Below are 22,361 nucleotides of genomic sequence, written 5' to 3'. Positions count from 1 at the left end.
CTCGCCGAGGCGATCGAGAGCGTGCTGGGTCAGACGTTCGAGGATTTCGAGTTCCTGATCGTGGATGATGGCTCGAGCGACGCCACCTCGGTGATCCTTCAGCACTATGCCGCGCGCGACACACGGATCCGGCCGATCATACGGGAAAACCGCGGATTGGTCGCCAGCCTCAACCAGTTGCTGGAAGAAGCTCGCGCTCCGCTTATTGCTCGCATGGATGCCGACGATATCGCCGCTCCAACGCGATTTGCGAGACAGTTTGCTTTTCTGGACGCCAATCCGGCCGTTGGGGTTCTGGGAAGCTGGACAACCGACATCAACGAGGTTGGGGCGCCGCATCCGGTCGCAGCGCCCGACCATCCCGTCACGCACGAAGACTTCCTGGCAGCCATCGACTGCGGCCTGCCGCTTCTATGTCATCCGGCGGTGATGTATCGGCGGGACATCGTGCGATCGGTCGGTGGCTATCATGCCGCCTTCCGGCATTGCGAAGACCTGGACCTGTGGCTTCGCCTAGCGACGGTGACCCGGATTGCGAACCTGCCGGAGCGGCTACTGCATTATCGTCACTACGAAGATCAGGTGTCCAGCCGGCACGCCACTGTGCAGCAGGTCGGCGCGGCCGTCGCCAGGATAGCCTACCATGAAAGACTGGCCGGGCGTCATGACCCGACCGCGCAGATTGAAGCACTGCCGCCAATCGAGCAGCTTGATGCGTTGTTCGGCCGCGAGGGAATTGCTCAGGCCGTTCGGGCGCGCGTCGCCCCCGGGCTTCTTTATTCGCGCAGCGGACTGCGAGACGAAGGATTCGACATTCTTCTTCGCTATATAAAGGACGGCGGTGATCGCGCGGGATTGTGGCGAACGGTCGGTCGCCTCATCTTGTTCGGCGAACCTGCAAGAGCTGCCTCGCTAGCTGTGACCCTGCTCCTTGACTGACAACCTGCAAGACAAGGACCAAGAGTTCGGGCGCGAGCCTGCTGCGATGAGTGTCCGCGGCGCCGCAGTCTGGGCGATGGCCGCACAATACCTGTCGTTCGCGGTCCAGTTCGCGACGTCAGTCATCATATCCCGCTTTTTCCTGACCCCGGCGGAAGTCGGCCTGTTCTCGATTGCCATGGCCGCTGCACTGGTGGTTTCCGTGCTGCAGGACTTCGGCCTGGCTCGCTACATTTCCGGCCTGCCCGTCATCGATAGCCACGAAGTGGAGCGTTGTGGATCGGTTGCGATCTTGTTCGCTTTGGCCATCGCCGGGACATTGGCGTGGGCCAGCATCCCCCTCGGCCACTTTTACAAGATGGCCGCGCTGGCCCCGGTGCTTCAGGTCATAGCCGTCAGCTATCTATTCGCTCCGCTTTCGATCGTGCCGTTGGCGCTGATGGCCCGCGCGATGCAATTCCGCGGACATTTTGTCGTCAACTTGTCAGGAGCCATCGCACAAGGAGCCGTTGCGCTCGGTCTCGCCGCGTCAGGATCGTCCTCATTTGCGCTCGCCTGGGCGACCGTCGCTTCGACCCTCGCCCGCGGTGTCACCGCACAGATCTTGCGCCCCACCTTGCCCCGCAGACTCCGTCTCGACGGCGTCAGCGGCGTTCTCGGCTTTGGCGCACGATCCACGCTCCTCTACCTATCGGGTGCTTTGGGGACGAGGACGCCCGATCTTATCGTCGGCAAGGCTCTCGGCGCGTTCGCGGTCGGCCTGTTCAGTCGCGCGGCGAGTCTATCCGATCAGTTCCGCATGCTGATCTCTGGTGCGATCGGCAGCGTCTTCTACCCCGCCTTCGCACGCATTCGTGACCGCGGGGATTCGCTCGGGCCTGCCTATCTTCGCGTGTGCGCCGGCTATTCCGGCGTGGTCTGGCCGGGAATGGCCGCCCTTGCGCTCGGTTCCGAACCCTTAATTCGTGCTCTTTACGGTCCAGCCTGGGCTGCCACGGCGATGCCTTTGACCATGATCGCCTTGACCGAGATCCTGCTCGTGGCCCTACCATTGCACATCGATCTTCCGATCCTCGCCGGGAAGCTCAACCCGCTTCTGGCTCGAAACCTCATCGATACGGCGATGTCGATCGGGTTGCTGGCGATCGGCTGCCATTGGGGCATCACTGGCGCTGCCGCTTCTCGCCTTGTTTACGGGCTGGCGTGGCTGCTGCTCTACTTCGGCTTCATGCGCAGGATTATCGGCTTCGACGTCAATGCACTTTTCGTGATCTATCTGCGAAGCGCAGCAACGACCGTCGCAGCCTTGGCACCACTTGCGCTTGGCTATGTGCTGTGGCTGCCCCCTTCGCAGATGACATTCTTTGGTCTCGCCCTGTGCTCAGTGACAGGTGCCTTTACTTGGCTCGGCGCTCTCGCGTTGGTCCGACATCCCGCGCTGCAGGAGATCATCGCGATCGCATCGCATGTCCCCCTGCCGGCGCGTCTTACCGCTCGGATCCGATCGTAGACCAAGCGCACAAACCGCATGGCCTTGCGGTGTCCCGAGGCGTATGCTCCCAAGTGGAGAAGGATGCCATGAGCCCACGACCGCACATTGCGGCGGGGTTGTACCTGGTGCTGGTGGTTATTGCCTCAGCCAGCGCACTGGCGCAGCCATTGCCGCCTGCAGATGCCGCGCGAACCGAGACGATCGAACTCGGACGAGACGCAAGTCATCGCATGACAGTTCCTGTGCGGATCGGAGCAGCGGGCCCATATGACTTTCTCGTCGACACAGGTGCCGAAAGGACAGTCCTCGCCCGGGACATAGCCACGCGGCTCGGACTCGGGTCTGCGGGAACCGCGCGGATGGTCGGGGTGGCTGGCGTGCAGGATGTCGACCTGGTCGAGGTCGAGGAAATCGGCCTCGGCTCGCGCAGTTTCTATGGGTTGTTCGCGCCGCTGCTGGATGGCGGAAACATTGGTGCTGACGGAATCGTCGGGCTCGACAGCCTTCAAGGCCAGCGCGTCCTGCTGGATTTCGACCGCAACCGCATGGCGGTCGGCGAGGCAGAGGATCTCGGCGGCAACAAGGGATTCGAGATCACCGTCACTGCAAGGCGAAAATCCGGACAGTTGATCATGACAGACGCCGTACTGGATGGCGTGCGCACGGCCGTTGTGATCGACACCGGCTCGGACGCTTCGATTGGCAATCGCGCCCTGCAGAAGGCGTTGGCGAAGAGACGCCAAGCAGAGCGAACGCGCCTGTTTTCGGTCACCGGGCAAACGATCTTCGCCGACGTGGGCTTTGCCCGCCGGCTCGAGCTCGGACGGTTGGTGCTGGGTAACACCGCGCTCGTATTCGCCGACGCGCCGCCGTTCGATCATCTCGGCCTGGGCCGCAAGCCCGCATTGCTGCTCGGCATGAACCAGTTGCGGCTCTTTCATCGCGTTGCGATAGATTTTGCAGCGCGCCGGATCCTATTCGACATGCCCGATGGCCTTCGGCCGCTGGACCCGTTGTTCATGCCGCCAGCCTAGCTTGGCTGCATCGGGACTGGCACCGGCGCAGAAACCGCCTATTTGAAGGGCGATGCCACCCGAAACAACCACCGACCGCAACGCCCGCCACGATGGCTGGCGCACGCTGCAGCGCTTTCTCCCGTATCTATGGCCGAGAGACAATCCGGCTCTGCGCTGGCGCATCCTGGTGGCGTGCGGGCTGATCCTCGTTTCAACCGGCGTCCAGCTTGCCTTGCCCTATGCGCTCAAGTGGGCGGTTGACGCCATGAACACCACGGGGCCGCGGGCAATCCAGTTCGTGATGCTGACGGTGCTGGCTTATGGCGCTGGCCGATTTGCCGGCGTCACGTTCGATAACTTGCGCAACATCGTGTTCGAACGCGTGGGCCAGGATGCGACCAGGCATCTGGCCGAGAACGTATTTGCACGCCTGCACCGGCTTTCGATGCGCTTTCACCTTGCCCGTCGCACGGGCGAGGTGACCAAGGTGATCGAGCGCGGAACCAAGAGCATCGACACGATGCTCTATTTCATGCTGTTCAATATAGCGCCGACCGTACTTCAACTGGTGGTCGTCGCGGTGATCTTCCAGCTGAACTTCGGCTGGGGCCTGGTCGCCGCGACCGGCCTTGCGGTTGTCGCCTATATCTGGGTGACCCGCACGATCACCGAATGGCGCACGCACCTTCGCGAACGCATGAACAAGCTCGACGGGCAGGCGCTATCGCGCGCAGTCGATTCGCTGTTGAACTACGAAACGGTGAAGTACTTCGGCGCCGAAGCGCGCGAGGAAGCGCGCTATGCCGCCGCCACCCGCGCCTATGCCGACGCGGCGGTGAAGAGCGAGAACAGCCTCGGCCTGCTCAACATCGCGCAGGCGCTGGTGGTGAACCTGTTGATGGCCGGAGCGTTGGCCTATACCGTTTGGGGCTGGGCCAAGGGTCAGTACACGGCCGGCCAACTGGTGTTCGTCCAGACATACCTTACCCAGCTGTTTCGCCCGCTCGACATGCTTGGCATGGTCTACCGCACCATCCGCCAAGGTCTGATCGACATGGCCGAGATGTTCCGCTTGATCGACACCGAAGTCGAGGTTGCCGACGCGCCGGGTGCACCGGCGTTGATCGTGCGCCGTCCTTCCGTGACCTTCGACAACGTCGTGTTCGGCTATGAGCCCGACCGGACGATCCTTCACGGCTTGTCGTTCGAAGTACCCGCGGACAGCCGCGTTGCCATCGTCGGCCCCTCGGGCGCGGGCAAGAGCACGATCGCACGGCTGCTGTTCCGCTTCTACGATCCGCAGGGCGGCCGAATCATGATCGACGGGCAGGATATCCGCAAGGCGACGCAGGCAAGCGTGCGTGCTGCCATCGGCATCGTTCCACAGGATTCGGTGCTGTTCAACGACACGATCGGCTACAACATCGGCTATGGCCGTGAAGGCTCGAGCCAGGGCGAGATCGAGACGGCGGCGCGGGGCGCTGCGATCAGCGACCTGATCGACCGCCTGCCACAGGGCTTCGACACCGAGGTCGGCGAGCGCGGGCTCAAGCTCTCGGGTGGCGAAAAGCAGCGCGTGGCGATTGCGCGCACCCTGCTCAAGAACCCTCCGATCCTGCTGTTCGACGAAGCCACCAGTGCGCTTGATACCCGTACCGAGCAGGAAATCCTGGGCACCATGCGTGACGTCGCGCGCGACCGCACTACCATCTCGATCGCGCACCGCCTGTCCACGATCGCGGATTCGGATGTCATCCTCGTGCTCGATCAGGGCCGCCTTGCCGAACAGGGAAGCCATGCCGAACTGCTGCGCCGGGGGGGTCTCTACGCCGAGATGTGGGCGCGCCAGGCCGCCGAGAGCGACGAGATCAGCGAAGCGGCGGAGTAGGCGGAGTTCACTTCACCACGTCGGCCTCGTGCCACACCACCGCTTGTGCCACCTTCACGCAGTCCATTCCGCCGTCGTAGGTAATCGAGGGGGAGCCATAGAGTCGCCAACCCTGCGCCAGCGCCTCGGACACGCGTTCGCAGAAGGCGCGGTCGTCCTTGCCGGTCAGCAAGCGGTAGATCGGCCGGTCCTCGGGAGTTTGGTAGGTCATTGCACTAGTTCCTGTTGGCGATGATCCGCACTTAGGCGATAGTGCCTCCTACCGCCACGGGGGACTCATCGATGCGCGCGCTTGCCGGACTTGTCATTCTCGCGCTGGCTTCGAGCGCGAGCACCGCAGCGCAGGCAGGAGACCGGCTCGATGCAGCGGCGAGCGCACTCGCCGCCCGGGGCTTCACTGGCGAAGTGCTGTCGGGGACGGGCGAGCGCCACGTCATTGGCGTCAAGGTGCCTAAGCGCTGGGTCTTGGGCTCGGTGACCAAACAGATGGTCTCGGTCGCCGCGGCCAAGCTGGTCGAGGAGGGCAAGACCAGCTGGAACGACACGCTGGCCGCGCGTCTGCCCGCCTTTGTGGGCCATCCTTCGGGTTCGGTCACGCTCACGGAGCTGTTCCGGCACACCTCGGGCCTTGCGTCTCCGCAAGACGGCGTGGCCGACGATGCCATTCCACCTTATCTTGCGCGCGGGCGCACAAGCAACGTTCTCGCCCCATGCCTCGCCCCCCCGACAGGCGAACGGGGGCGCTTCCGCTACAACAATTGCGACACGATCGTGGCAGGCGCGATGTTAGAGGCTGCGAGCGGCGAGAGAATCTCCGATCTGTTGAAACGCACCGTCTTTCGGCCGGCGGGCATGACGCACACCCGCTTCGCCCGGCCTGGCGAAATCGTCGCCTACTCGGCCTCCAAGAACAAGATCGACGTCGCCGGTTACGGCGCCTCGGGCGGACTGCTCGGGACGGCCGACGACATCGTCCGCTTCGACAAGGCGCTAATGGGTGGAAAGCTGGTGGACGATGCGCAGCGCAAGCTGCTGTGGCAGGGCGAACCATCGCTCGGCTACGTCGCGCTCGGCGTCTGGAGTTTCCCGGCGATCCTGAAGGGCTGCAAGGGCGAAGTTGCACTGGTCGAGCGGCGTGGCGATGTCGACGGCACGCAAGTGCGCAACATCATCGCACCCGCCCTTGGCCGCTTGGTGGTCATTCTCACCCCGAATCCTGACTTCGACTTCGGCGAAATCTGGCAGGGCAGCGGCGCGAGCTATGATGTCGCGTCCGCCGCCTTTTGCTCCTGAACTGTCAAAGAATGTACTTCGACAGGTCCGCGTTGGCTGCCAACCCTTCTAGCCGCGCAGCGACGTAAGCTTCGTCGACCGTCACCGTCTCACCCTTGCGGTCCTCGGCATCGAAGCTCACCTCTTCAAGCAGCTTTTCCATCACTGTCTGCAGCCGCCGCGCACCGATATTCTCTACGCTTTCGTTGACCTGCGCCGCGGTCCGGGCAACGGCCCGGATCGCCTCCGGCGTGAAGTCGAGCGCGACTTCCTCGGTCGCGATCAGAGCACGGTACTGCTCGACGAGATTGGCGCGCGTTTCCGACAGGATTCGCACGAAGTCGTCTTCGGACAGTGCCTGCAGTTCGACCCGGATCGGCAGGCGGCCCTGCAGTTCGGGCAGCATGTCGCTGGGTTTGGCGACGTGGAACGCGCCACTGGCGATGAACAGTACGTGGTCGGTCTTCATCGGCCCGTATTTGGTCGCGACTGTGGTGCCTTCGATCAAGGGCAGGAGATCGCGCTGCACACCTTCGCGGCTGACTGATCCGCCGCGAACATCCGATACCGCGATCTTGTCGATCTCGTCGATGAAGACTATTCCGTTTGTCTCAGCATTTTGCAGGGCGACGCGGGCAACGTCATCCTGGTCCATGCGCTTTTCGGCCTCTTCGTCGACAAGCTTATCCCACGCGTCAGCAACCCGCATCTTGCGCCGCTTCATCTGCTGGCGACCGAATGCCTTGCCCATCATGTCCGACAGGTTGATCATGCCGACGTTGCCGCCCATGCCCGGAATTTCCATCGGCATCGACGGCGCATCCTCGACCTCGATCTCCACTTCGACATCGTTCATCGAACCGTCCGAGAGACGCTGCTTGAAGCTTTCGCGCGTGGCCTCGCTGGCGCCATCACCGACCAGCGCCTTGAGCAGCCGGTCCATTGCGGCCTTACTGGCTGCCTCGCGGACTGCTTCGCGACGACGCTCCTTTTCAAGGCGAATCGCTTCCTCGACCAGATCGCGCGCAATCTGTTCGACGTCACGACCGACATAGCCGACCTCGGTAAACTTGGTCGCTTCGACCTTCACAAACGGCGCATCGGCCAACTTGGCCAAGCGCCGGCTGATCTCCGTCTTGCCGCAACCCGTCGGTCCGATCATCAGGATGTTCTTGGGCGAAACCTCGTCGCGCAGGTCGGCGGATAGACGCTGACGCCGCCAGCGGTTGCGCAAGGCCACGGCCACGGCCTTCTTGGCGTCGGTCTGACCAACGATATGCTCGTCGAGCGCACGCACGATGGCCTTTGGGGTCAGGGTATCGGTCATTTGATCAGACTTCCTCGACCGTCACGCGGTCGTTGGTGAACACGCAGACTTCGGCTGCAACCTGCATGGCGCGGCGCGCGATCTTTTCAGCGTCGTCTTCGTAATCGGTCAGGGCACGCGCCGCAGCGAGGGCGTAGTTTCCACCCGAACCGATTGCAGCAATCCCGCCTTCAGGTTCAAGCACGTCGCCGTTGCCGGTCAGAACCAGCATGGTTTCCGAATCCGCGACGATCATCAGCGCTTCAAGATTGCGGAGATACTTGTCCGTGCGCCAGTCCTTGGCGAGCTCCACAGCGGCACGCATCAGCTGGCCGCGATGTTGTTCAAGCTTGCGCTCGAGCCTTTCGAACAAGGTGAAAGCGTCGGCCGTCGCGCCAGCAAATCCGGCAACGACCTTGCCGTCTCCGATCCGCCGCACCTTGCGGGCATTCGGCTTCATCACCGTGTTGCCCATCGATACCTGGCCATCGCCGGCAATGACCGTGCGACCGTTCTTCTTCACCCCGATGATGGTGGTGCCGTGCCACTGGATCAGGCCGTGGCTCGCCCTGCTTTCGTCCATGCGTCGCGATATGTGACGCATGGACACGAATTCAAGCGCGCGTCAGCTTCCGTTGGGACCAGACCCGTTCGGGCCGCTGGTGCTGCCAGCCGTGCCGCCCGGAAGAGCGCCAACGGCACCGATGTTGCCGAAAAGGTCCTCGAAGAAGCTGCGATCGCGGCCGAGCGTGGGCGTCTTGTCGCCGTTCGGCTCGATCCGGACGACCTTTTCCATCCCGCCGCGCTGGACACTGGCGACGTTGCCGGCCGGATCGAAATCGATCTTGATGATCTTCTCGTCTCGGGTCCTCGGCCGCATGAACGGAGCCTGCCTCGTATCGATCGACACGTAGTACCAGCTTTGCTTGCCGAACTGGCTTTTGAAGGTCGGCTGGCCAAGCGCGCGTTCGACCGAAAGGCGATTGTCGATGCCCGGCTGGACGGATTCGGTCAGCGCGGGGTCGACCAAGTAGCCGCGATGATCTTTGATGCTCGCACAACCCGAGGCAAGCGCCGCAAGGCCGATAACTGCCACGGCGCGCAAACTGACCTCGGTATTCCGCATTCGTTGCTCCGATCCACTGATCCGGGTGTACACCCGGACAATTGCCATGCGCCCCCGGGTCCCTATATCGCGGCAAGCCTTAGGGCCCAAACGGCATTACCGCAATGGCAGGCTTTCCTGCCAAATGTGGTCTTCGCCCGTTAGACTGCCAGCTTGAATTGGCCCTGAACGGCCGCCTGCCATTGGAAAGGTTTTAGTCCATGTCGCTGCTCGCCCGCCTGTTCGGCCAGACGCAGGACGACCGCGCCGTTGCCCGCCCGCTGTGGCACAAGGTTGTCGAGATCGCCCGCGAGAAGGAGTGGTATCGCGATTGCGGGATTGCCGACAACGTAGCCGGGCGCTTCGACGCGATCACGCTGGTTCTGAGCGTCGTGCTGCTGCGCATGGAAAGGGACAAGGAGCTTATCGAGCCGTCCGTGCGCCTCACCGAGCTGTTCGTCGAGGACATGGATGGGCAACTTCGTGAAAGCGGCGTGGGGGATCTCATGGTTGGCAAGCATGTCGGCAAGCTGATGAGCACGCTGGGCGGTCGCCTCGGCGCCTACAGGGAAGCACTGGCGGCGGGCGAGCAGCCGCTCGCCCAAGCGGTGTCGCGCAATGTCACCTTAGTAGAAGGCGCGGATCCGCTGTTGGTTGCCCAGCGCATCCGGGCCTTCGCAGCAGGCTTGGCGCTTGAACCGGCGCACCGGGTTCTTGCCGCGGAGATCGGGAAGTGAGCGCGCCTGCCCCAGAGTTCAGCCGGGTGATCGATCTGCGCCAGGTTACCGACGCGCCGATCGTGCTGGAGCCTGACGCAGACGAGCGGCGCCGTCTTGCCGCACGCTTCGCTATCAGCGCCGTTGATTCGCTGCACGCCGAACTCGTGCTGGTCCGGGAAGGCGAAAACGTTCTCGCTTCCGGCCTTCTTGTGGCCGACATCGTTCAGGCTTGCGCGATTTCCGGCGAGGATTTCAACGTCCACGTCGAAGAGCCGGTGAACCTTCGCTTCGTGCCACCCGGCCACCATGCGCCCGACGAAGAGCTCGAGATAACTGCGAACGAATGCGATGAGATCGAGTTCGAGGGCCTAACGATCGATCTTGGCGAAGCGATCGCCCAGAGCCTTGCGCTGGCGATCGATCCTTTCGCCGAGGGACCCGAGGCGGACCGCGCGCGGATCCAGCACAACCTGGCCGGCGATCCATCCAGCGGCCCCTTCGCGGCGCTGGCTGCACTGACCAAGAAGGACTAACCCTATGGACGCCCCGGCAGCCACTCCCGTTCGCGCCGGGCATCGAGACCTGACGCGCGGCCCCATTCTGCGCACCCTCATCGCATTTTCGGCTCCCACGCTGCTTTCGAACGTGCTGCAATCGCTCAACGGCTCGGTCAACGCGGTCTGGGTGGGCAGGTTGCTGGGTGAAAATGCTCTTGCCGCCACGGCCAACGCCAATGTGATCATGTTCCTGGTGTTTGCCGGCGTGTTCGGCTTCGGGATGGCCGCCACGATCAAGGTCGGTCAGGCCTTTGGCGCCGGGAACATTGATGCGGCGCGCCGCACGTTCGGCAGTGCGTTGGGACTATGCGTCGGCTTGGCGATCATCGTGGCATCGGCGGGCTGGATGCTGGCACCTTCACTTTTGCGCGCGATGGCTACACCGCCGGAGGTCTTTCACTACGCGCTCGATTACCTGCGCGTGATCTTCATCTCGATGCCGGCATCGATGATCACGCTGATGATCGGAATGGGCCTGCGCGGTGCAGGAGACGCCCAAACGTCGCTGCGCTTCATGATACTTTCGGTCGCGCTGGACGTGGGGCTCAATCCCCTTCTGATCAACGGAATCGGGCCATTTCCAAAGCTTGGAATCGCGGGATCGGCGGTCGCAACGACGATTGCGTCGATCGTGTCGATGGTGTCGCTCCTTGTCTATGTCTACGCGCGCAACCTGCCCCTGCGGTTGCGACAAGCCGAAATCGGCTATCTGATCCCTCAGCCGAGCGAGTTACGCTACATCATCGGGAAAGGCCTGCCGATGGGCGCCCAGATGCTGATCATTTCGGTGGCGGGGATCGTCATGGTCGGCCTGGTGAATCGCGAGGGAGCCACTTTCAGCGCGGCGTATGGAGCGTCGCTGCAATTGTGGAATTACGTGCAGATGCCAGCCATGGCGATTTCGGCCGCCGTATCGGCCATGGCAGCGCAGACCATCGGTGCGGGGCTTACCCAGCGGCTCGGGAAAATCACCAAGGCAGGAATCGTCCTCAACCTTGCAATGACCGGCACGCTGACGGCCCTTATCCTGCTCTTCGATCGCCCCGTCCTGGGCCTGTTTCTCGGCGCGAGCAGCCCGGCTGTGGAACTGGCACGGCACATCCAGTACCTGGCGATCTGGACCTACATCCTTTTCGGCGTCACGATCGTGCTTTTCGGAACCATGCGAGCAGGCGGGGTGGTTTTCGCACCGCTCATCATTCTTACGATCAGCATGTACCCGGTACGGCTCGGTTTCTATGCACTGGCCCGCGGTGCGTTGGGATCGGATGCCTTGTGGCTGTCCTTCACGGTGGGATCCACAATATCGATGATCCTTGCATTCATCGCTTATCGGCGATCTGGCTGGCGAGCGCAGGCTAGAGCGGTTGCCCCGGAAAAATGCGCCGAGGAAACCCACGTCGATGGCGACAGCGCCGGGCGGATGGCTCCAGCGGTCTAGGTCTTTGTTATCGGGACTGTGCGCGCCAGCGCTGAACTGTCCGCTCGACCGAGGCCTCCTCGCCACCGCTCTTGCACCAGAGCTGTGCGAACGACGGATCATCCGATGCTGGCCGCAGCGGTGCATCGAGTTCGTCGAAAGTGACGCGGACAGGGATCGAGACGCCCTCGCCGCAGATGATGCATTCCCGATTCTTCAACGCGGGAATGGAATCGAGGAATCCGCGCGCCCCTTCGGGCATGGCGGCGCGCACGAAAGCCTGATCTCGCTCGTTGTTGAGGCGCATAGCGATGATCGTGCCGCACTGCGAAAGCACGCCCTCGGCCAGGTCGGATGGTCGCTGGGTTATCAGGCCCAGGCTGACGCCGTACTTGCGGCCCTCCTTGGCGATGCGGGAGAGGATCCGACCGACGGAAGAACCGTCTGCATTCTTCTCGTTGGGCACATAGCGGTGCGCTTCTTCGCAAACCAGCAGCACCGGCCTCGTCTCTTCGTCCCGCGACCAGATTGCGTAGTCGAAGACAAGCCGGCTGAGTACCGCCACGACCGTCGACACAATGTCGCTTGGCACGCCGGAAACGTCGATGATCGAAATGGGACGACCATCGGCTGGAAGGCGGAAGACACGCGAGATGAACTCGCTCATCGTGTCTCCCACAAGCATGCCGGAGAACATGAACTGGTAGCGCGGGTCGTTCTTGATCTCGTCCAGCTTGGACTTGATCCGCATGTAGGGGATCGAATTCGTGCCCTTGTCCAGCTTGCCCATCTCGTTGGAAAGGATCTGGGCCAGGTCCGATAGCAGGTAGGGAATCGGGCTGTCGACGGTGATCTTGCCGATCTGTTCGGCAAGGCGATTGCGCTGGCGTGCGGCCAGAAGGCACTTCCCCAGAATGTCCGCATCGATTTGCCGGTCCGCACCGCTCGTGGTGAGGAATATCTCGCAATGCTCCTCGAAGTTCATCAACCAGTACGGCATCTGCAGATTCGACACGTCGAGCAGCTGCCCGATGCCGCGAAATGCTTGCCCATATTCGCCGTGCGGGTCGATCATCACGACATGGCCCTGCGGGGCAGTCTCACAGATGCGATGAAGGATGAGCGATGCGCTCGTCGATTTGCCCGTACCGGTCGAACCCAGCAACGCGAAGTGCTTGCCGAGCAGGGCATCGACGTAAAGCCCGGCGCGGATGTCACGGCTAGGAAAAACCGTCCCGATCGACACGTTGGCCCGGCCATCACTGGCGTAGATCTGACGCAAGTCCGCACTGGTGGCGGGATAGACCAGAGAGCCCGGGATCGGATAGCGGGTCACGCCACGACGGAAAGCAAAGATCCGCCCCGTCAGGCGCTCTTCCTCGCCCTCCCCAAGGAAATCGACCCGTGCGACGATGCAGTCGCTCATGCCACTTTCGTGACGCTGCGTCCGGACGCTGGCCAGAAGCCACGAATTTCCGACCCGGATCTTGATCTGACTGCCCACTTGGCCAGACAGCGATACCGAAGGATCGGCGTCCGCCATGCATTCCTCAAGACGCTTGAGGTCTAGCGCAATCTGGCTGCCAGACCCGGCGACATCGATCACCGAACCGATTGGCTGGCGGGCATTGTCCTCGCTCGCGACTGTGGCAGTGAAGCCCTGCACGATCATCTCGGTCATTGGTAAGCCCTGCCCCTTGCGCGCGCAGGCACGCTGTTACCGGCCTAGGCTAGTCCAAGCAGGGTTAACAACCGGCTAAATTTGCCCCTCGCACCCGGTCAGACCAGCGCGAACAATCGTCCCGCGAGCCATCCCATGCCGACAGACAGCAGGACCGCAAATAGCCCGTATATCAGACCGTTGTTTTCCGCGTTCAGGGCCACGAAGCGCTCGAAACCCTCCTTTTTCACCTCGACCCGGGTTATGGCGGACGCCACCACCTTTCCGTTCCGTATGGCGAAGGTTTCGGCGGTGTATGTTCCGGTCTGCACGCTGGATGGCAGAGATATACGCGCCTGATACAGCACGTCGCCGCTGGTGTGCACGGCGCCATCGTCTTCCTGATAAAGCCCCTGCCGCCGCATCAGGTCCACCAAACCAGCCGCAAAACGCTGCTGTTCGCTGGGATCAATTACGCCAATCGGTGAAAGCTGGAGCCACTTGAGCCCCAGTTCGTAGATTGCCGCAGTCTTGTCATCTACGATCTGCGAAATTGGCCGGGTTGCTGCAACCGCAAAGAACGTCGGAGCTGAGCGGAATTCGGTGCTGTCGGCGTTGACCCAGATGCCCGCAACCTTCTGCTTTTCACGCAATACGATGGAGCGGGCCGGCCCCTCGAGCACGACGACGATATCCGTCCCTTGTGCGGCACGGGTGCCTTCTGGCGACAGAATGGCGCCGAAGAGCAAAAGGTCTGCGCCCGTAAAGCCTTGCCTGACTTGTATCTCGTGCTGGGATATCTCGGGTACGAGCACAGGTTCTCGCGCTCCACCGATCAGGACAAGGATGATCAACAGAAATGCGCACCGCATCACAGCGGCACCAGCGTGTAGATTTCATCCGGCCGATAACCGAGCCCAAGCGCCATGCGGACTGCAACACCCAGGACAATGATCGCCAGGATCAACCGAAGCTGTTCTGGCTTCGCCTTCTGCGCAAATTGAGCGCCGATCTGCGCCCCGGACACCGAACCGAGCAGGAGAAGCGAGGCGAGAACGATGTCGACAGCGCGCGTGGTCAGCGCGTGCATCATCGTCGTTGCCATCGTGACAAACAGGATCTGGAAGAGCGAAGTGCCGACGACAACGCTTGCCCCCATGCCAAGGATGTAGAGCATGGCTGGCACAAGGATGAAGCCGCCGCCTATGCCCATCAGCATCGTCAGAATGCCGGTGGCCATTCCCAACAGCAGCGGCGCGAGAGGCGATATGTAAAGGCCCGAACGGTAGAACCGCCAACGCAGCGGCAGGCTCGCCACAAGCGGATGATGACGCCGCTTTCTTGCTGGGACCGGAACACCGAGTCGCTGCGCACGGAGAGCGGCAACGCTTTCATGGGCCATCAATCCACCGATCCCGCCCAACAGCAGGACGTACAGAATATTGATGACCGTATCGATTTGGCCAAGTGCCTGCAGCAAACGGAAGAGCAGGGCACCGATGCCGGTTCCGATCACGCCGCCCGCAACCAGCACCGCGCCCATCTGGTAGTCGATGCCGCCGCGCCTGGCGTGGGCAAATGCGCCCGAAACGCTGGCCCCTGTCACCTGGCTGGCTGCCGATGCTGCAGCGACCGTGGGTGGAACGCCGTAGAAAATGAGGAGGGGCGTCGTTAGAAAGCCGCCCCCGACACCGAACATGCCGGAAAGCAGGCCGGTCAGCGCGCCCAGCCCGATAATCACCAGGCCATTGACGGCAAGGTTGGCGATGGGAAGGTAGACATCCATCTCCCCCCTTCGCTAGCGCAGCCGGGCGACCAAGGAAACGCCGGAGCCGGTTCTTTTTCGCACCCGCCGGCCTAGAACCCGGTCGAAAGCGTCAAGGCGAGGCCGGATCCGGGCCGCGCATCGCCTGCCACTCGAAACCGCCAATCGAGTGCCGCCTGAAGTGGCACGCCAGCGACTCTCGATCTGAGCGCAGCCCTCGGCCCAATATCGAGCCGCGCCGCGCCGCGCTGCCCGCCGGTCCAGACACCGCCCCCCAGGCGCAACTCAGTATCCATCGCGCCGAGCGGAAACGGCTTTTCCACGTTGGCCTGCGCGTCGAAGAAGGGGGTTGCATTTCGACCGCCGACCCAACCACCCTGTGCGTAGATCGTCGCCTCCAATCCGAGCGGCATCCCGACGGGCGGAATCTCGCTCACCGCTGCCAGTGCGGGTGCCACGCGGGAGGCATCTTGCTCCTTCTGCAGGCGCGCCTCTGCCAGGAAAGCTACGGGCAACCCAGCCGAAGGCCGAAGACCAAGACCTGCTGCAGCCTGGCCATCTTCACCTGTCGTGGCACCTGCGATGCGCAAATAAGCAAAGGCAGCACCACGAGGTCGAGGGCCGAAGCTTCGGCGAACAACCACGCCGAACTGACTTGCACCGTAGGAGGGCATAAGAGATGCCAATGCCCCTTCACGACCACCGCCACCTCGAAGGAACAGCCACGCATCGCCAGACCATCTTTGGCCGGACGCGGATGCGCTGCCAGCGAGCTTCGGCCGAATGTCGCCAACGCGTTCGCAATTGGCCGGCGTGTCGCTGCGGCAAGTCCCATCTCCGACCAAGGCTGATCGGGGCCCGGTTTCGGTCTCTGCGGCTACGGACGAAGAATTGGCAAGCTTTGGTGGCAGTTCGAAAATGGTCGCCGATGGTGTTCTGTGCCTTTCCCGGAAATGCGTCGATCCAGGCGCATGGCCCTCGAGGTGATGGATGTCGCTCAGCATTGCGGCAGGCGGCCGTCGAACACTTGGCGCACTTCGGCGCTCGAAGCCTCGCTTAGGCAAAAAACCGGCCTCCTCAGCGCTGGAAGCAATGAGGACAGCGCGCATTCCCACCCAAAGCGCGATGATCGCCAGCAGCGCCAGCAAGGGCTGCCCCCGTCGTCGCGATGGACTGACCGCGATCGTTGCAATCACTGCGCGGAAACCGACGAGATCGAAGGGTGACCGATGTGGGTGGTATGGTCCCACGTGACCGCCCCACTTCGAAGCGTAGCGACGTAGGCCGAAAGGGCCCGCCGCCCCGCCATGATCGCCACGACGTTTGCGAGCGGCATCCGCAAGATGGCGCAGAGCCCCTCATGCAAGCCGTATTCCCGAGTCGTGAAGGCAACCCGCATTCCCACTCGCCAAGCGAGAGCGGCAAAGTTGAAAATGAGAAGGGCTCGGATGGCTGGATCAACCGGAGGTGGCGTCCACAGGCCGCTCCACGCTGCCATCATTGTCACCGGCGCAAGGACGCAAAGCAGATAGCCAACGGCGAGCACCATAGCCGTCAGCGGCCCGCGCCGATCGCGCAATCGCATCCACAGCTCAAGCGGCCGTGCGCTCCATCCCAGTCTTTCCCATCCCTGATAGGCTATGCCGTGAAGCCAGCGGGTCTTCTGACGCACGGCGCTGACCAATGTCCCGGGAAAGAACTCACGCGTCGCAACAAGCGCACCGTCGGCATCGCGCAGACGAAGGAACTTTGCTCGCTTCCCGATTTCGCCGACAAGGAGACCGAATTCGTAGTCTTCGGTAAGGCATTCGGCAGCAAAAGGTTCAGCTGCTCCGCGCCGGGTGGCAATCGCTTCAATGGCGTCGCGCCTGAAGGCACAGCCAACGCCAGCTGCCGGAAGGCCAACTCCAAGCCAGTCGCGGACCACCATGCCCTTGCCGTGGCTTTCTGCAAACTCGTCACAATAGTGACCCGCGATCCATCGCGATCCAGCCTGCGGTTCGGGCCGAACGGGCAACTGCACAAAGTCGGCTGTGTCCAAGGCCCTGTCCAGTGCAACGAGTGCATCCGGATGGACCATGTCCTCGGCATCATGAAGGATGACGCTTCGAACGTGTGGAGCGCCCCGCGCCTCGTCCTCGCGCATGGCGGCATACAGCCGGTTCAGGCAATCGGCCTTGGTCGTGGGTCCATCCTGATCGTGCACTACAATCCGCAGGCGGGGATCGTGCCCGACGTTGACAATGGCCATCACCGTCTCGGCATCGTTGCGATAGCATCCGGCGTAGATCACCAGTTCTCGCTGGGGCCAGACGGCGAGGCAATGCGACAACATCGCGCCGACAACATTGGATTCATGCCAAGCGGGCACTAGCACGGCAGCTACTCCGCGCAGTGGCGCACTGCTTGGCTCGCGTACCGCTCCCGTTCCGACCCGCCCCGTCAGTCGAAGCCAGAGCCAAAGGATATCGACGCCCCATTCATCGATGGCGCCCACGGCAAACCAGACGCCAGCAAAAAGCAGCAGCTCATGCTGGATCCTGCCCAGCAAGTCGAAGGCCATGGTCAACGGCGTCATTTCGTGGGCCCCTGCCGTTTGACGACATTCGTACAAGCCTGCAAGTATGCCCGCAGATGGCGCAATGACAACGCAAGCTTAACGAGGATTTGGTTCGAATATGGCAGAAAACCAAAAGTCTCGAAGCGGGATGGAAATAATTTTGGCAAGCGAGGCAGCTCCCGGCCTCGTTCTGATGGCATGCGCAGCCATTGCGCTCGGTCTCGCCAACTCGCCCCTGTCCCATGAATGGCACGAGTTGCTGCATCATGTCCTGCCTTGGACGCCCATCGCAAAGCTCAACACCATCCATCTTTGGATCAACGATGCTCTGATGGCCGTGTTCTTTTTCGTGGTGGGGCTCGAAATCAAGCGTGAGGTCATCACTGGCGCCTTGGCAAACCCTCAGCGGCGGCGCCTCCCGGTGATTGCGGCCATTGCCGGCATGGCTGTGCCGGCGCTGGTCTATCTGACCGTGACCTACGACCGACCCGACCTGCACGCCGGATGGGCCATCCCGGCTGCAACGGATATTGCCTTTGCAATGGGCGTCCTCGCGCTCGTCGGAAAGCGTATCCCGCCTTCCGTGCGCCTTTTCCTGCTAACGGTCGCCATCGTCGATGACCTTGGCGCGGTTGCAGTCATCGCCTTGTTCTATACCGCCAAGATCAGCCTTAGCTGGCTGGGCTGGGCAGCCGTGGTGCTGATGGCCATGATCGCCCTGAATCGTTCAGGGGTGCGTCGAACTTGGCCCTTCATTGTGCTGGCCGTTGTTCTTTGGTTTGCTGTGCTCCATTCGGGCATCCACGCAACGGTTGCCGGAGTGCTTGCCGCACTGACCGTACCAATGGCCTTGAATGCGGAGCATGACAGTCCGCTCCTGCGCCTGGAGCACGCATTGGTCGCTCCGAACGGCTTCATCGTCGTCCCGCTGTTCGGGCTCGCAAACGCAGGCGTTTCCCTGATCGGTGCGGATGGTGGATCTGCGCTGGCCCCTCTGCCGCTGGGCATCGCCGCAGGCCTGTTCATCGGCAAGCAGGTTGGCGTGCTGATGGCGTTGCTGGTCTCGGAAAAGCTGGGCATCGCCTCTCGGCCGGCCGGAACCAGCCTTATGCACCTTTGGGGCATGGCCGTTCTGTGCGGCATAGGGTTCACGATGAGCCTGTTTATCGCCGGACTAGCATTCCCGGAACATCCAGACCTCGCAGAAGAGGCAAAAATCGGGATTCTGGCCGGATCCGTTTTGTCGGCAGCTATGGGAGCCTTGCTCCTGAGGATTGCTAAACCTGTTCCCTGATTGAAACTGCCGATCAGTGCCATCCGCCATTTGCATGAAACCTTTCTGCGCCGACGGCGTATAACCGGCCGACCACAGCAAGGCCCAATCATGCAAAGGGGATTATCATGCCGGGTGACAATGCCAAGAAGGCCCTGATCGACAGCCTCAACGGGCTGCTGGCTGACTATTTCGCGCTCTATCTGAAGACGAAGAACTATCATTGGCATGTCGCCGGCCCACAGTTTCGCGACCTGCATCTTTTGTTCGACGAGCAGTCGGCCGAGCTGTTCGGTCTGACCGACATCATCGGCGAGCGCGTCCGCAAGAACGGCGGGACGACCCTGACCTCGATCGGCGCAATTGCCGACAAGACCGTGATCAAGGATGACGATCGCGCCAAGGTCGATGCACTCGCGATGATCAAGTCGCTGCGCGACGACAATGCCACGCTCGTCGAGCGCATTCGCGCCGTGAAAGCAGCCGCCGGTGAGGCGGGCGACAATGCGACCGAAGGTATGGCCGACGACTGGACCGACCAGGCAGAAAAGCGCGTCTGGTTCCTGACAGAGATTGCGAGCTAATATAGCGCTAGAATTTGCCGCTCGCCCGCATCACCATATCGGTCGAACCGGGGCGAGCGGCAAAGCCGCTCTTGGCCAGCTGCGCTTGGACTTCCCCCGATATCCCTGCAACAGCCAAGTCGCCCTGCCACCGGCCATCAGGCAAGATTCGCAGATCAAGTCGCTCCATTCCGCCTGCGCCGCGTAGCGGAATGACAAGGTCCCTTCCCGAACAGTGCGCGCTACCCGACAGATCAAGCTTTGTGCTGCCGGGGATCGCAACCGAAATTGAGAGCATGCCGCCAGCGCGTTGACATCCGTTCGCGTCGAACACGGCGCCAAATTCCGAGAACGAGGCGCTGTCGATCGGCAGCCCTGAAAGTCCGCCTGCTAGCGGAAGCGTGCCGTCGAGGTCGGCGAGCCCTGTTGGTCCGACCTTTCCCTTGAACGCCCAGGATGCTTCGAGACTGCGAGTTGCGATAGCAAGCTCCAGCTTTCCAGCGAGGAGCGGGAGCGGTCGCAAGTGAACTTCGAGCGTATCCGCCGCGAATGGTCCAATCCGAGCTTCGCGAAGAACGCCGTGCCACACGCTGCCTTCCGCTTCGCGCGCGGAAAGACCCGGCACCGCCCCCGCGACAAGCCGGAGCGGCAGCGTGAGGACGAGAGAGAAAGCGACCAGGACCGCGATCCCTGCCACTGCGCCGCGCGGCATGCGTCGATCCAGCAAGACAACAAGGCGCCCGATCATGGTCGATCGATAACAAGATCAAGCACGACCGTACCATCGTTGGAAGGTCGTACTGCAAGATTGACGATTCGAAGCCCGTCGCCATCCAATCGAACCAGCCATGACAGCGCCATCGCCGAATTTGCCCCGACAAGGCTGGCGTGTACCTGCCCGCTGCCCTGTCTGTCATTGGATTGGATCATCAGCCCTGCAGCCTGTGCCGACCGAGACAGAGCCTGATCAAGATTTGGCGCGCCGCGCTGCAATCTGTGGGGCTTTCGATCGATCGCATCGACCGCCTCGAGGAGCTTCGCGCTCCTGCGAACCGCATCGGTGTGCCGCGTCGCTGCTGCGTCGAAGCCTGCGCCAACGGGAAGCACGATGCCACAAACCAGCACGACTAGCGCCGTGAGTGCCACCGCAAAGTCGATCAGCCGCTGCTCGCGCCGCGTAAGCTGCGACCTCCATTGCCTGACCCCTGCCAGCATCATTCCGCCCTCAGTGTGATTGCGGCCACTGTTGCGCCCGTGGGATCCGGCGCCAGACTGGGCGGCACGGTGACCTTCCAGCCCTGATGCTGCAACGTCCGGAGCACCGTGTTGATATCCTCCGCCCTTGCTGCTGCCGCCGTAAATCTGAGCGATCCGAGCCCATCGAATGCGATATCGCGGACCGCCACACCCGGCACAGTGGAAATGGCTGACAACAACGCCGCCATCGGCGCCGAAAAACTTTGGGCTCCCGCGCCCTGCCGCGCCGAAGCAGCGGTCACCAGCCGCTCGGCCGTGTCCAGATTGACTGCCGATGGAAAGCGCTGCTGCACTTTCGCAACGGCCTGCTGCTCCCGTGCCGATGCATCAAGGTCAAGACGGACGATGATCGTCAACATTGCCAGCAGCGCCAGAAGCGCAGCGTTGGCGGCCAGCCTGGCTAGAGGCAGCCAGTCAGCGACCGTGAAGTAGGAAACACGCCGGGGGGCGTAACGCCCTTGCCGCAAGTCCAGCGCGGGTGAAGCGTGTAGTGCAAGAAGCGCGGCCTCGATCTCGTTGCCGGACATGGCACGCAGCTGCTCCGCCAAGGCGTCAATGAGCGCAGCTTCTCCTGTAAAAGCAGCGTGCGGTGTTCGAACAAGGGTCTGACCGCCCAGTTCCGCGATGAGCGCTCCTTCGTCGGGGCGCGGCAAGCAAAGTGCGGCAGGGACAATCGCTCTGGGCGAGAGACCGCTCGCGATCAGGGTGGCGAGCCAGCCGTCCATAAGATCCGGGCTCGTGACGGCAGTCAGGAGCCGCCCGTCTTGTGCGGCCACCGCGACATGTCGATCCTCTTCTAGCTCACCCCTTCCGGCAGAAATGCGGGCTGCAGCCAGAGCCTGCGCAACGGGCAAGTCCGGCAACTGGCTATCCGTGACCGGCGCCATCTCCGCCGGAACCAGTGCTGTGGCCTGGGTTCCCCCTTCCCACGGCACGTCCTCACCTGGGGCCCACTGACGCTCTTCGCCCAGTGCGCCTGCTGCGACGGCACACCAATGCCAGGGCGCCCCGGGCACCGCAGGCAGCAGGACTATCACGCCATCAGGAGTGGGCACCGAAATTGTGTCAGTCCTTTTTTGCGGTCACGTCGGCGTCGAGCCCGGATCCTCCAGGCTGACCATCAGCGCCAAGCGAAAAGACTTCGAACGGCCGGCCTTCTTCACCAGGCACCTTGTACTGGTAAGGGTGCCCCCAGGGATCGTTGGGCAAGTCCTTGATGTAGCCCCCACTGCGATAATCCTGAGGGCTTGCGAGCCCTGCCGGCGGTTGACGCAATGCGGCCAGTCCCTCTCCCTGCGAAGGATACGTACCGAGGTCGAGTCGATACATCTCGAGCGACTGGTCGAGCGTGGCGATGTCTGCACGGGCGGCAACGACCTTCGCCTTGTCGCCCACCGGGATCACGTTGTACGCAACCACAGCGGCCAGCAGCGCCATGATGAACAGGACGACCATCAGTTCAACAAGGCTGAATCCCTGCTCGCTGCTCCTATGCGCTGAAGCTTGAGCAGCGGACTCTCTGCGATTGACTGGCAGTTTCGCTGTGGCGGCGTCAGTTCGTACGTACAT

General features: G+C 62.5%; 23 protein-coding genes (1 of these 23 cut by a window edge). 10 read left to right on the top strand and 13 right to left on the bottom strand.

The genetic code is table 11. From position 1 onward, the window contains the following. The 4 genes in view from HHL27_RS00460 to HHL27_RS00445 are tightly spaced (at most 53 nt apart) and all read left to right on the top strand, a layout consistent with a single transcriptional unit that may run on beyond the window. Window positions 1–939, top strand: partial view of a glycosyltransferase family 2 protein gene (locus HHL27_RS00460; RefSeq protein WP_169491429.1) — the 3' portion only. Its footprint begins 60 nt before the window's first position; 939 of the gene's 999 nt are visible here — the last part of the coding sequence; its start codon lies off the left edge, out of view; its stop codon occupies window positions 937–939. Next, window positions 932–2,449 carry an oligosaccharide flippase family protein gene (locus tag HHL27_RS00455; protein ID WP_240959215.1) on the top strand — a complete coding sequence of 506 codons (1,518 nt, stop codon included), beginning with the start codon at window positions 932–934 and terminating at the stop codon, window positions 2,447–2,449. The genes HHL27_RS00460 and HHL27_RS00455 overlap by 8 nt, the downstream gene beginning before the upstream one ends. A gap of 53 nt (window positions 2,450–2,502) precedes the next feature. Further along, the gene (locus tag HHL27_RS00450) at window positions 2,503–3,465 is read left to right on the top strand and encodes a retroviral-like aspartic protease family protein (protein ID WP_338114784.1); all 963 of its coding nucleotides are present in this window, start codon (window positions 2,503–2,505) and stop codon (window positions 3,463–3,465) included. A 52-nt stretch (window positions 3,466–3,517) separates the two neighbouring features. Continuing rightward, window positions 3,518–5,335, top strand: coding sequence for an ABCB family ABC transporter ATP-binding protein/permease (locus tag HHL27_RS00445; RefSeq protein ID WP_169491428.1), 1,818 nt, complete (start codon window positions 3,518–3,520; stop codon window positions 5,333–5,335). A 7-nt stretch (window positions 5,336–5,342) separates the two neighbouring features. Here the strand turns inward: HHL27_RS00445 and HHL27_RS00440 are convergent, their stop codons facing one another. Next, the gene (locus HHL27_RS00440) at window positions 5,343–5,546 is read right to left on the bottom strand and encodes a DUF1737 domain-containing protein (protein ID WP_169491427.1); all 204 of its coding nucleotides are present in this window, start codon (window positions 5,544–5,546) and stop codon (window positions 5,343–5,345) included. Window positions 5,547–5,617: 71 nt separating this feature from the next. On the opposite strand from HHL27_RS00440, the gene HHL27_RS00435 reads away from it, so the two are divergent. Then, a complete protein-coding gene (locus HHL27_RS00435; RefSeq protein ID WP_169491426.1) occupies window positions 5,618–6,628 on the top strand; it encodes a serine hydrolase domain-containing protein in 1,011 nt (336 codons plus the stop codon). A 4-nt stretch (window positions 6,629–6,632) separates the two neighbouring features. Here the strand turns inward: HHL27_RS00435 and hslU are convergent, their stop codons facing one another. The 3 genes from hslU to HHL27_RS00420 are packed head-to-tail and all read right to left on the bottom strand — an operon-like array spanning window position 6,633 to window position 9,039. Next, window positions 6,633–7,934 carry an ATP-dependent protease ATPase subunit HslU gene (hslU, locus tag HHL27_RS00430; RefSeq protein ID WP_169491425.1) on the bottom strand — a complete coding sequence of 434 codons (1,302 nt, stop codon included), beginning with the start codon at window positions 7,932–7,934 and terminating at the stop codon, window positions 6,633–6,635. Between the two features lie 4 nt (window positions 7,935–7,938). Next, entirely contained in the window at window positions 7,939–8,496 is a 558-nt protein-coding gene (gene hslV, locus HHL27_RS00425) for an ATP-dependent protease subunit HslV (protein WP_169491424.1), read from the bottom strand. A gap of 42 nt (window positions 8,497–8,538) precedes the next feature. Then, window positions 8,539–9,039, bottom strand: a complete 501-nt coding sequence (locus HHL27_RS00420) for an outer membrane protein assembly factor BamE (RefSeq protein WP_169491423.1) — start codon at window positions 9,037–9,039, stop codon at window positions 8,539–8,541. A gap of 200 nt (window positions 9,040–9,239) precedes the next feature. Here HHL27_RS00420 and HHL27_RS00415 point away from each other — a divergent pair, with 200 nt between their 5' ends. Genes HHL27_RS00415 through HHL27_RS00405 form a run of 3 tightly spaced genes read left to right on the top strand, consistent with a single transcriptional unit; the run spans window position 9,240 to window position 11,735 of the window. After that, window positions 9,240–9,755, top strand: coding sequence for a ubiquinol-cytochrome C chaperone family protein (locus HHL27_RS00415; RefSeq protein WP_169491422.1), 516 nt, complete (start codon window positions 9,240–9,242; stop codon window positions 9,753–9,755). Beyond that, a complete protein-coding gene (locus HHL27_RS00410; RefSeq protein WP_169491421.1) occupies window positions 9,752–10,270 on the top strand; it encodes a YceD family protein in 519 nt (172 codons plus the stop codon). The genes HHL27_RS00415 and HHL27_RS00410 overlap by 4 nt, the downstream gene beginning before the upstream one ends. A gap of 4 nt (window positions 10,271–10,274) precedes the next feature. Continuing rightward, window positions 10,275–11,735 carry an MATE family efflux transporter gene (locus HHL27_RS00405; RefSeq protein ID WP_169491420.1) on the top strand — a complete coding sequence of 487 codons (1,461 nt, stop codon included), beginning with the start codon at window positions 10,275–10,277 and terminating at the stop codon, window positions 11,733–11,735. Window positions 11,736–11,742: 7 nt separating this feature from the next. Here HHL27_RS00405 and HHL27_RS00400 read toward each other — a convergent pair whose 3' ends face one another. From HHL27_RS00400 to HHL27_RS00380, 5 genes are all read right to left on the bottom strand, one after another. After that, the gene (locus tag HHL27_RS00400; protein ID WP_169491419.1) at window positions 11,743–13,395 is read right to left on the bottom strand and encodes an ATP-binding protein; all 1,653 of its coding nucleotides are present in this window, start codon (window positions 13,393–13,395) and stop codon (window positions 11,743–11,745) included. Window positions 13,396–13,493: 98 nt separating this feature from the next. Continuing rightward, window positions 13,494–14,246, bottom strand: coding sequence for a TIGR02186 family protein (locus tag HHL27_RS00395; RefSeq protein ID WP_169491418.1), 753 nt, complete (start codon window positions 14,244–14,246; stop codon window positions 13,494–13,496). Next, entirely contained in the window at window positions 14,246–15,160 is a 915-nt protein-coding gene (locus HHL27_RS00390; RefSeq protein ID WP_169491417.1) for a sulfite exporter TauE/SafE family protein, read from the bottom strand. Before HHL27_RS00390 ends, HHL27_RS00395 begins: the two co-directional genes overlap by 1 nt. Before the next feature lie 71 nt (window positions 15,161–15,231). After that, window positions 15,232–16,287 (bottom strand): hypothetical protein, encoded by a 1,056-nt coding sequence (locus tag HHL27_RS00385; protein WP_169491416.1) that lies wholly within the window; start codon window positions 16,285–16,287, stop codon window positions 15,232–15,234. A 44-nt stretch (window positions 16,288–16,331) separates the two neighbouring features. Then, window positions 16,332–17,717: a glycosyl transferase family protein gene (locus tag HHL27_RS00380; RefSeq protein ID WP_240959214.1), complete on the bottom strand. Its 1,386-nt coding sequence runs from the start codon at window positions 17,715–17,717 to the stop codon at window positions 16,332–16,334. A gap of 100 nt (window positions 17,718–17,817) precedes the next feature. Here HHL27_RS00380 and nhaA point away from each other — a divergent pair, with 100 nt between their 5' ends. Further along, window positions 17,818–18,993 carry a Na+/H+ antiporter NhaA gene (nhaA, locus tag HHL27_RS00375; protein WP_169491415.1) on the top strand — a complete coding sequence of 392 codons (1,176 nt, stop codon included), beginning with the start codon at window positions 17,818–17,820 and terminating at the stop codon, window positions 18,991–18,993. Window positions 18,994–19,100: 107 nt separating this feature from the next. Further along, complete coding sequence (locus HHL27_RS00370; RefSeq protein WP_169491414.1) at window positions 19,101–19,556, top strand: Dps family protein; 456 nt, start codon at window positions 19,101–19,103, stop codon at window positions 19,554–19,556. 7 nt (window positions 19,557–19,563) lie between these two features. On the opposite strand, the gene gspN is transcribed toward HHL27_RS00370, so the two are convergent. Genes gspN through gspG form a run of 4 tightly spaced genes read right to left on the bottom strand, consistent with a single transcriptional unit; the run spans window position 19,564 to window position 22,361 of the window. Next, window positions 19,564–20,247, bottom strand: a complete 684-nt coding sequence (gene gspN / locus HHL27_RS00365; protein WP_169491413.1) for a type II secretion system protein N — start codon at window positions 20,245–20,247, stop codon at window positions 19,564–19,566. Between the two features lie 32 nt (window positions 20,248–20,279). Next, the gene (gene gspM, locus HHL27_RS00360) at window positions 20,280–20,750 is read right to left on the bottom strand and encodes a type II secretion system protein GspM (RefSeq protein WP_169491412.1); all 471 of its coding nucleotides are present in this window, start codon (window positions 20,748–20,750) and stop codon (window positions 20,280–20,282) included. Then, window positions 20,750–21,847, bottom strand: coding sequence for a type II secretion system protein GspL (gspL, locus tag HHL27_RS00355; RefSeq protein ID WP_169491411.1), 1,098 nt, complete (start codon window positions 21,845–21,847; stop codon window positions 20,750–20,752). The genes gspM and gspL overlap by 1 nt, the downstream gene beginning before the upstream one ends. A gap of 10 nt (window positions 21,848–21,857) precedes the next feature. Beyond that, entirely contained in the window at window positions 21,858–22,361 is a 504-nt protein-coding gene (gene gspG, locus HHL27_RS00350) for a type II secretion system major pseudopilin GspG (RefSeq protein ID WP_240959213.1), read from the bottom strand.

The organism is Novosphingobium olei, assembly GCF_012927405.1.
In the GTDB taxonomy this organism is placed as follows: domain Bacteria; phylum Pseudomonadota; class Alphaproteobacteria; order Sphingomonadales; family Sphingomonadaceae; genus Novosphingobium; species Novosphingobium olei.
Note: the sequence above shows the minus strand (reverse complement) of the source record. Positions and strands in the feature narration are given on the sequence as shown.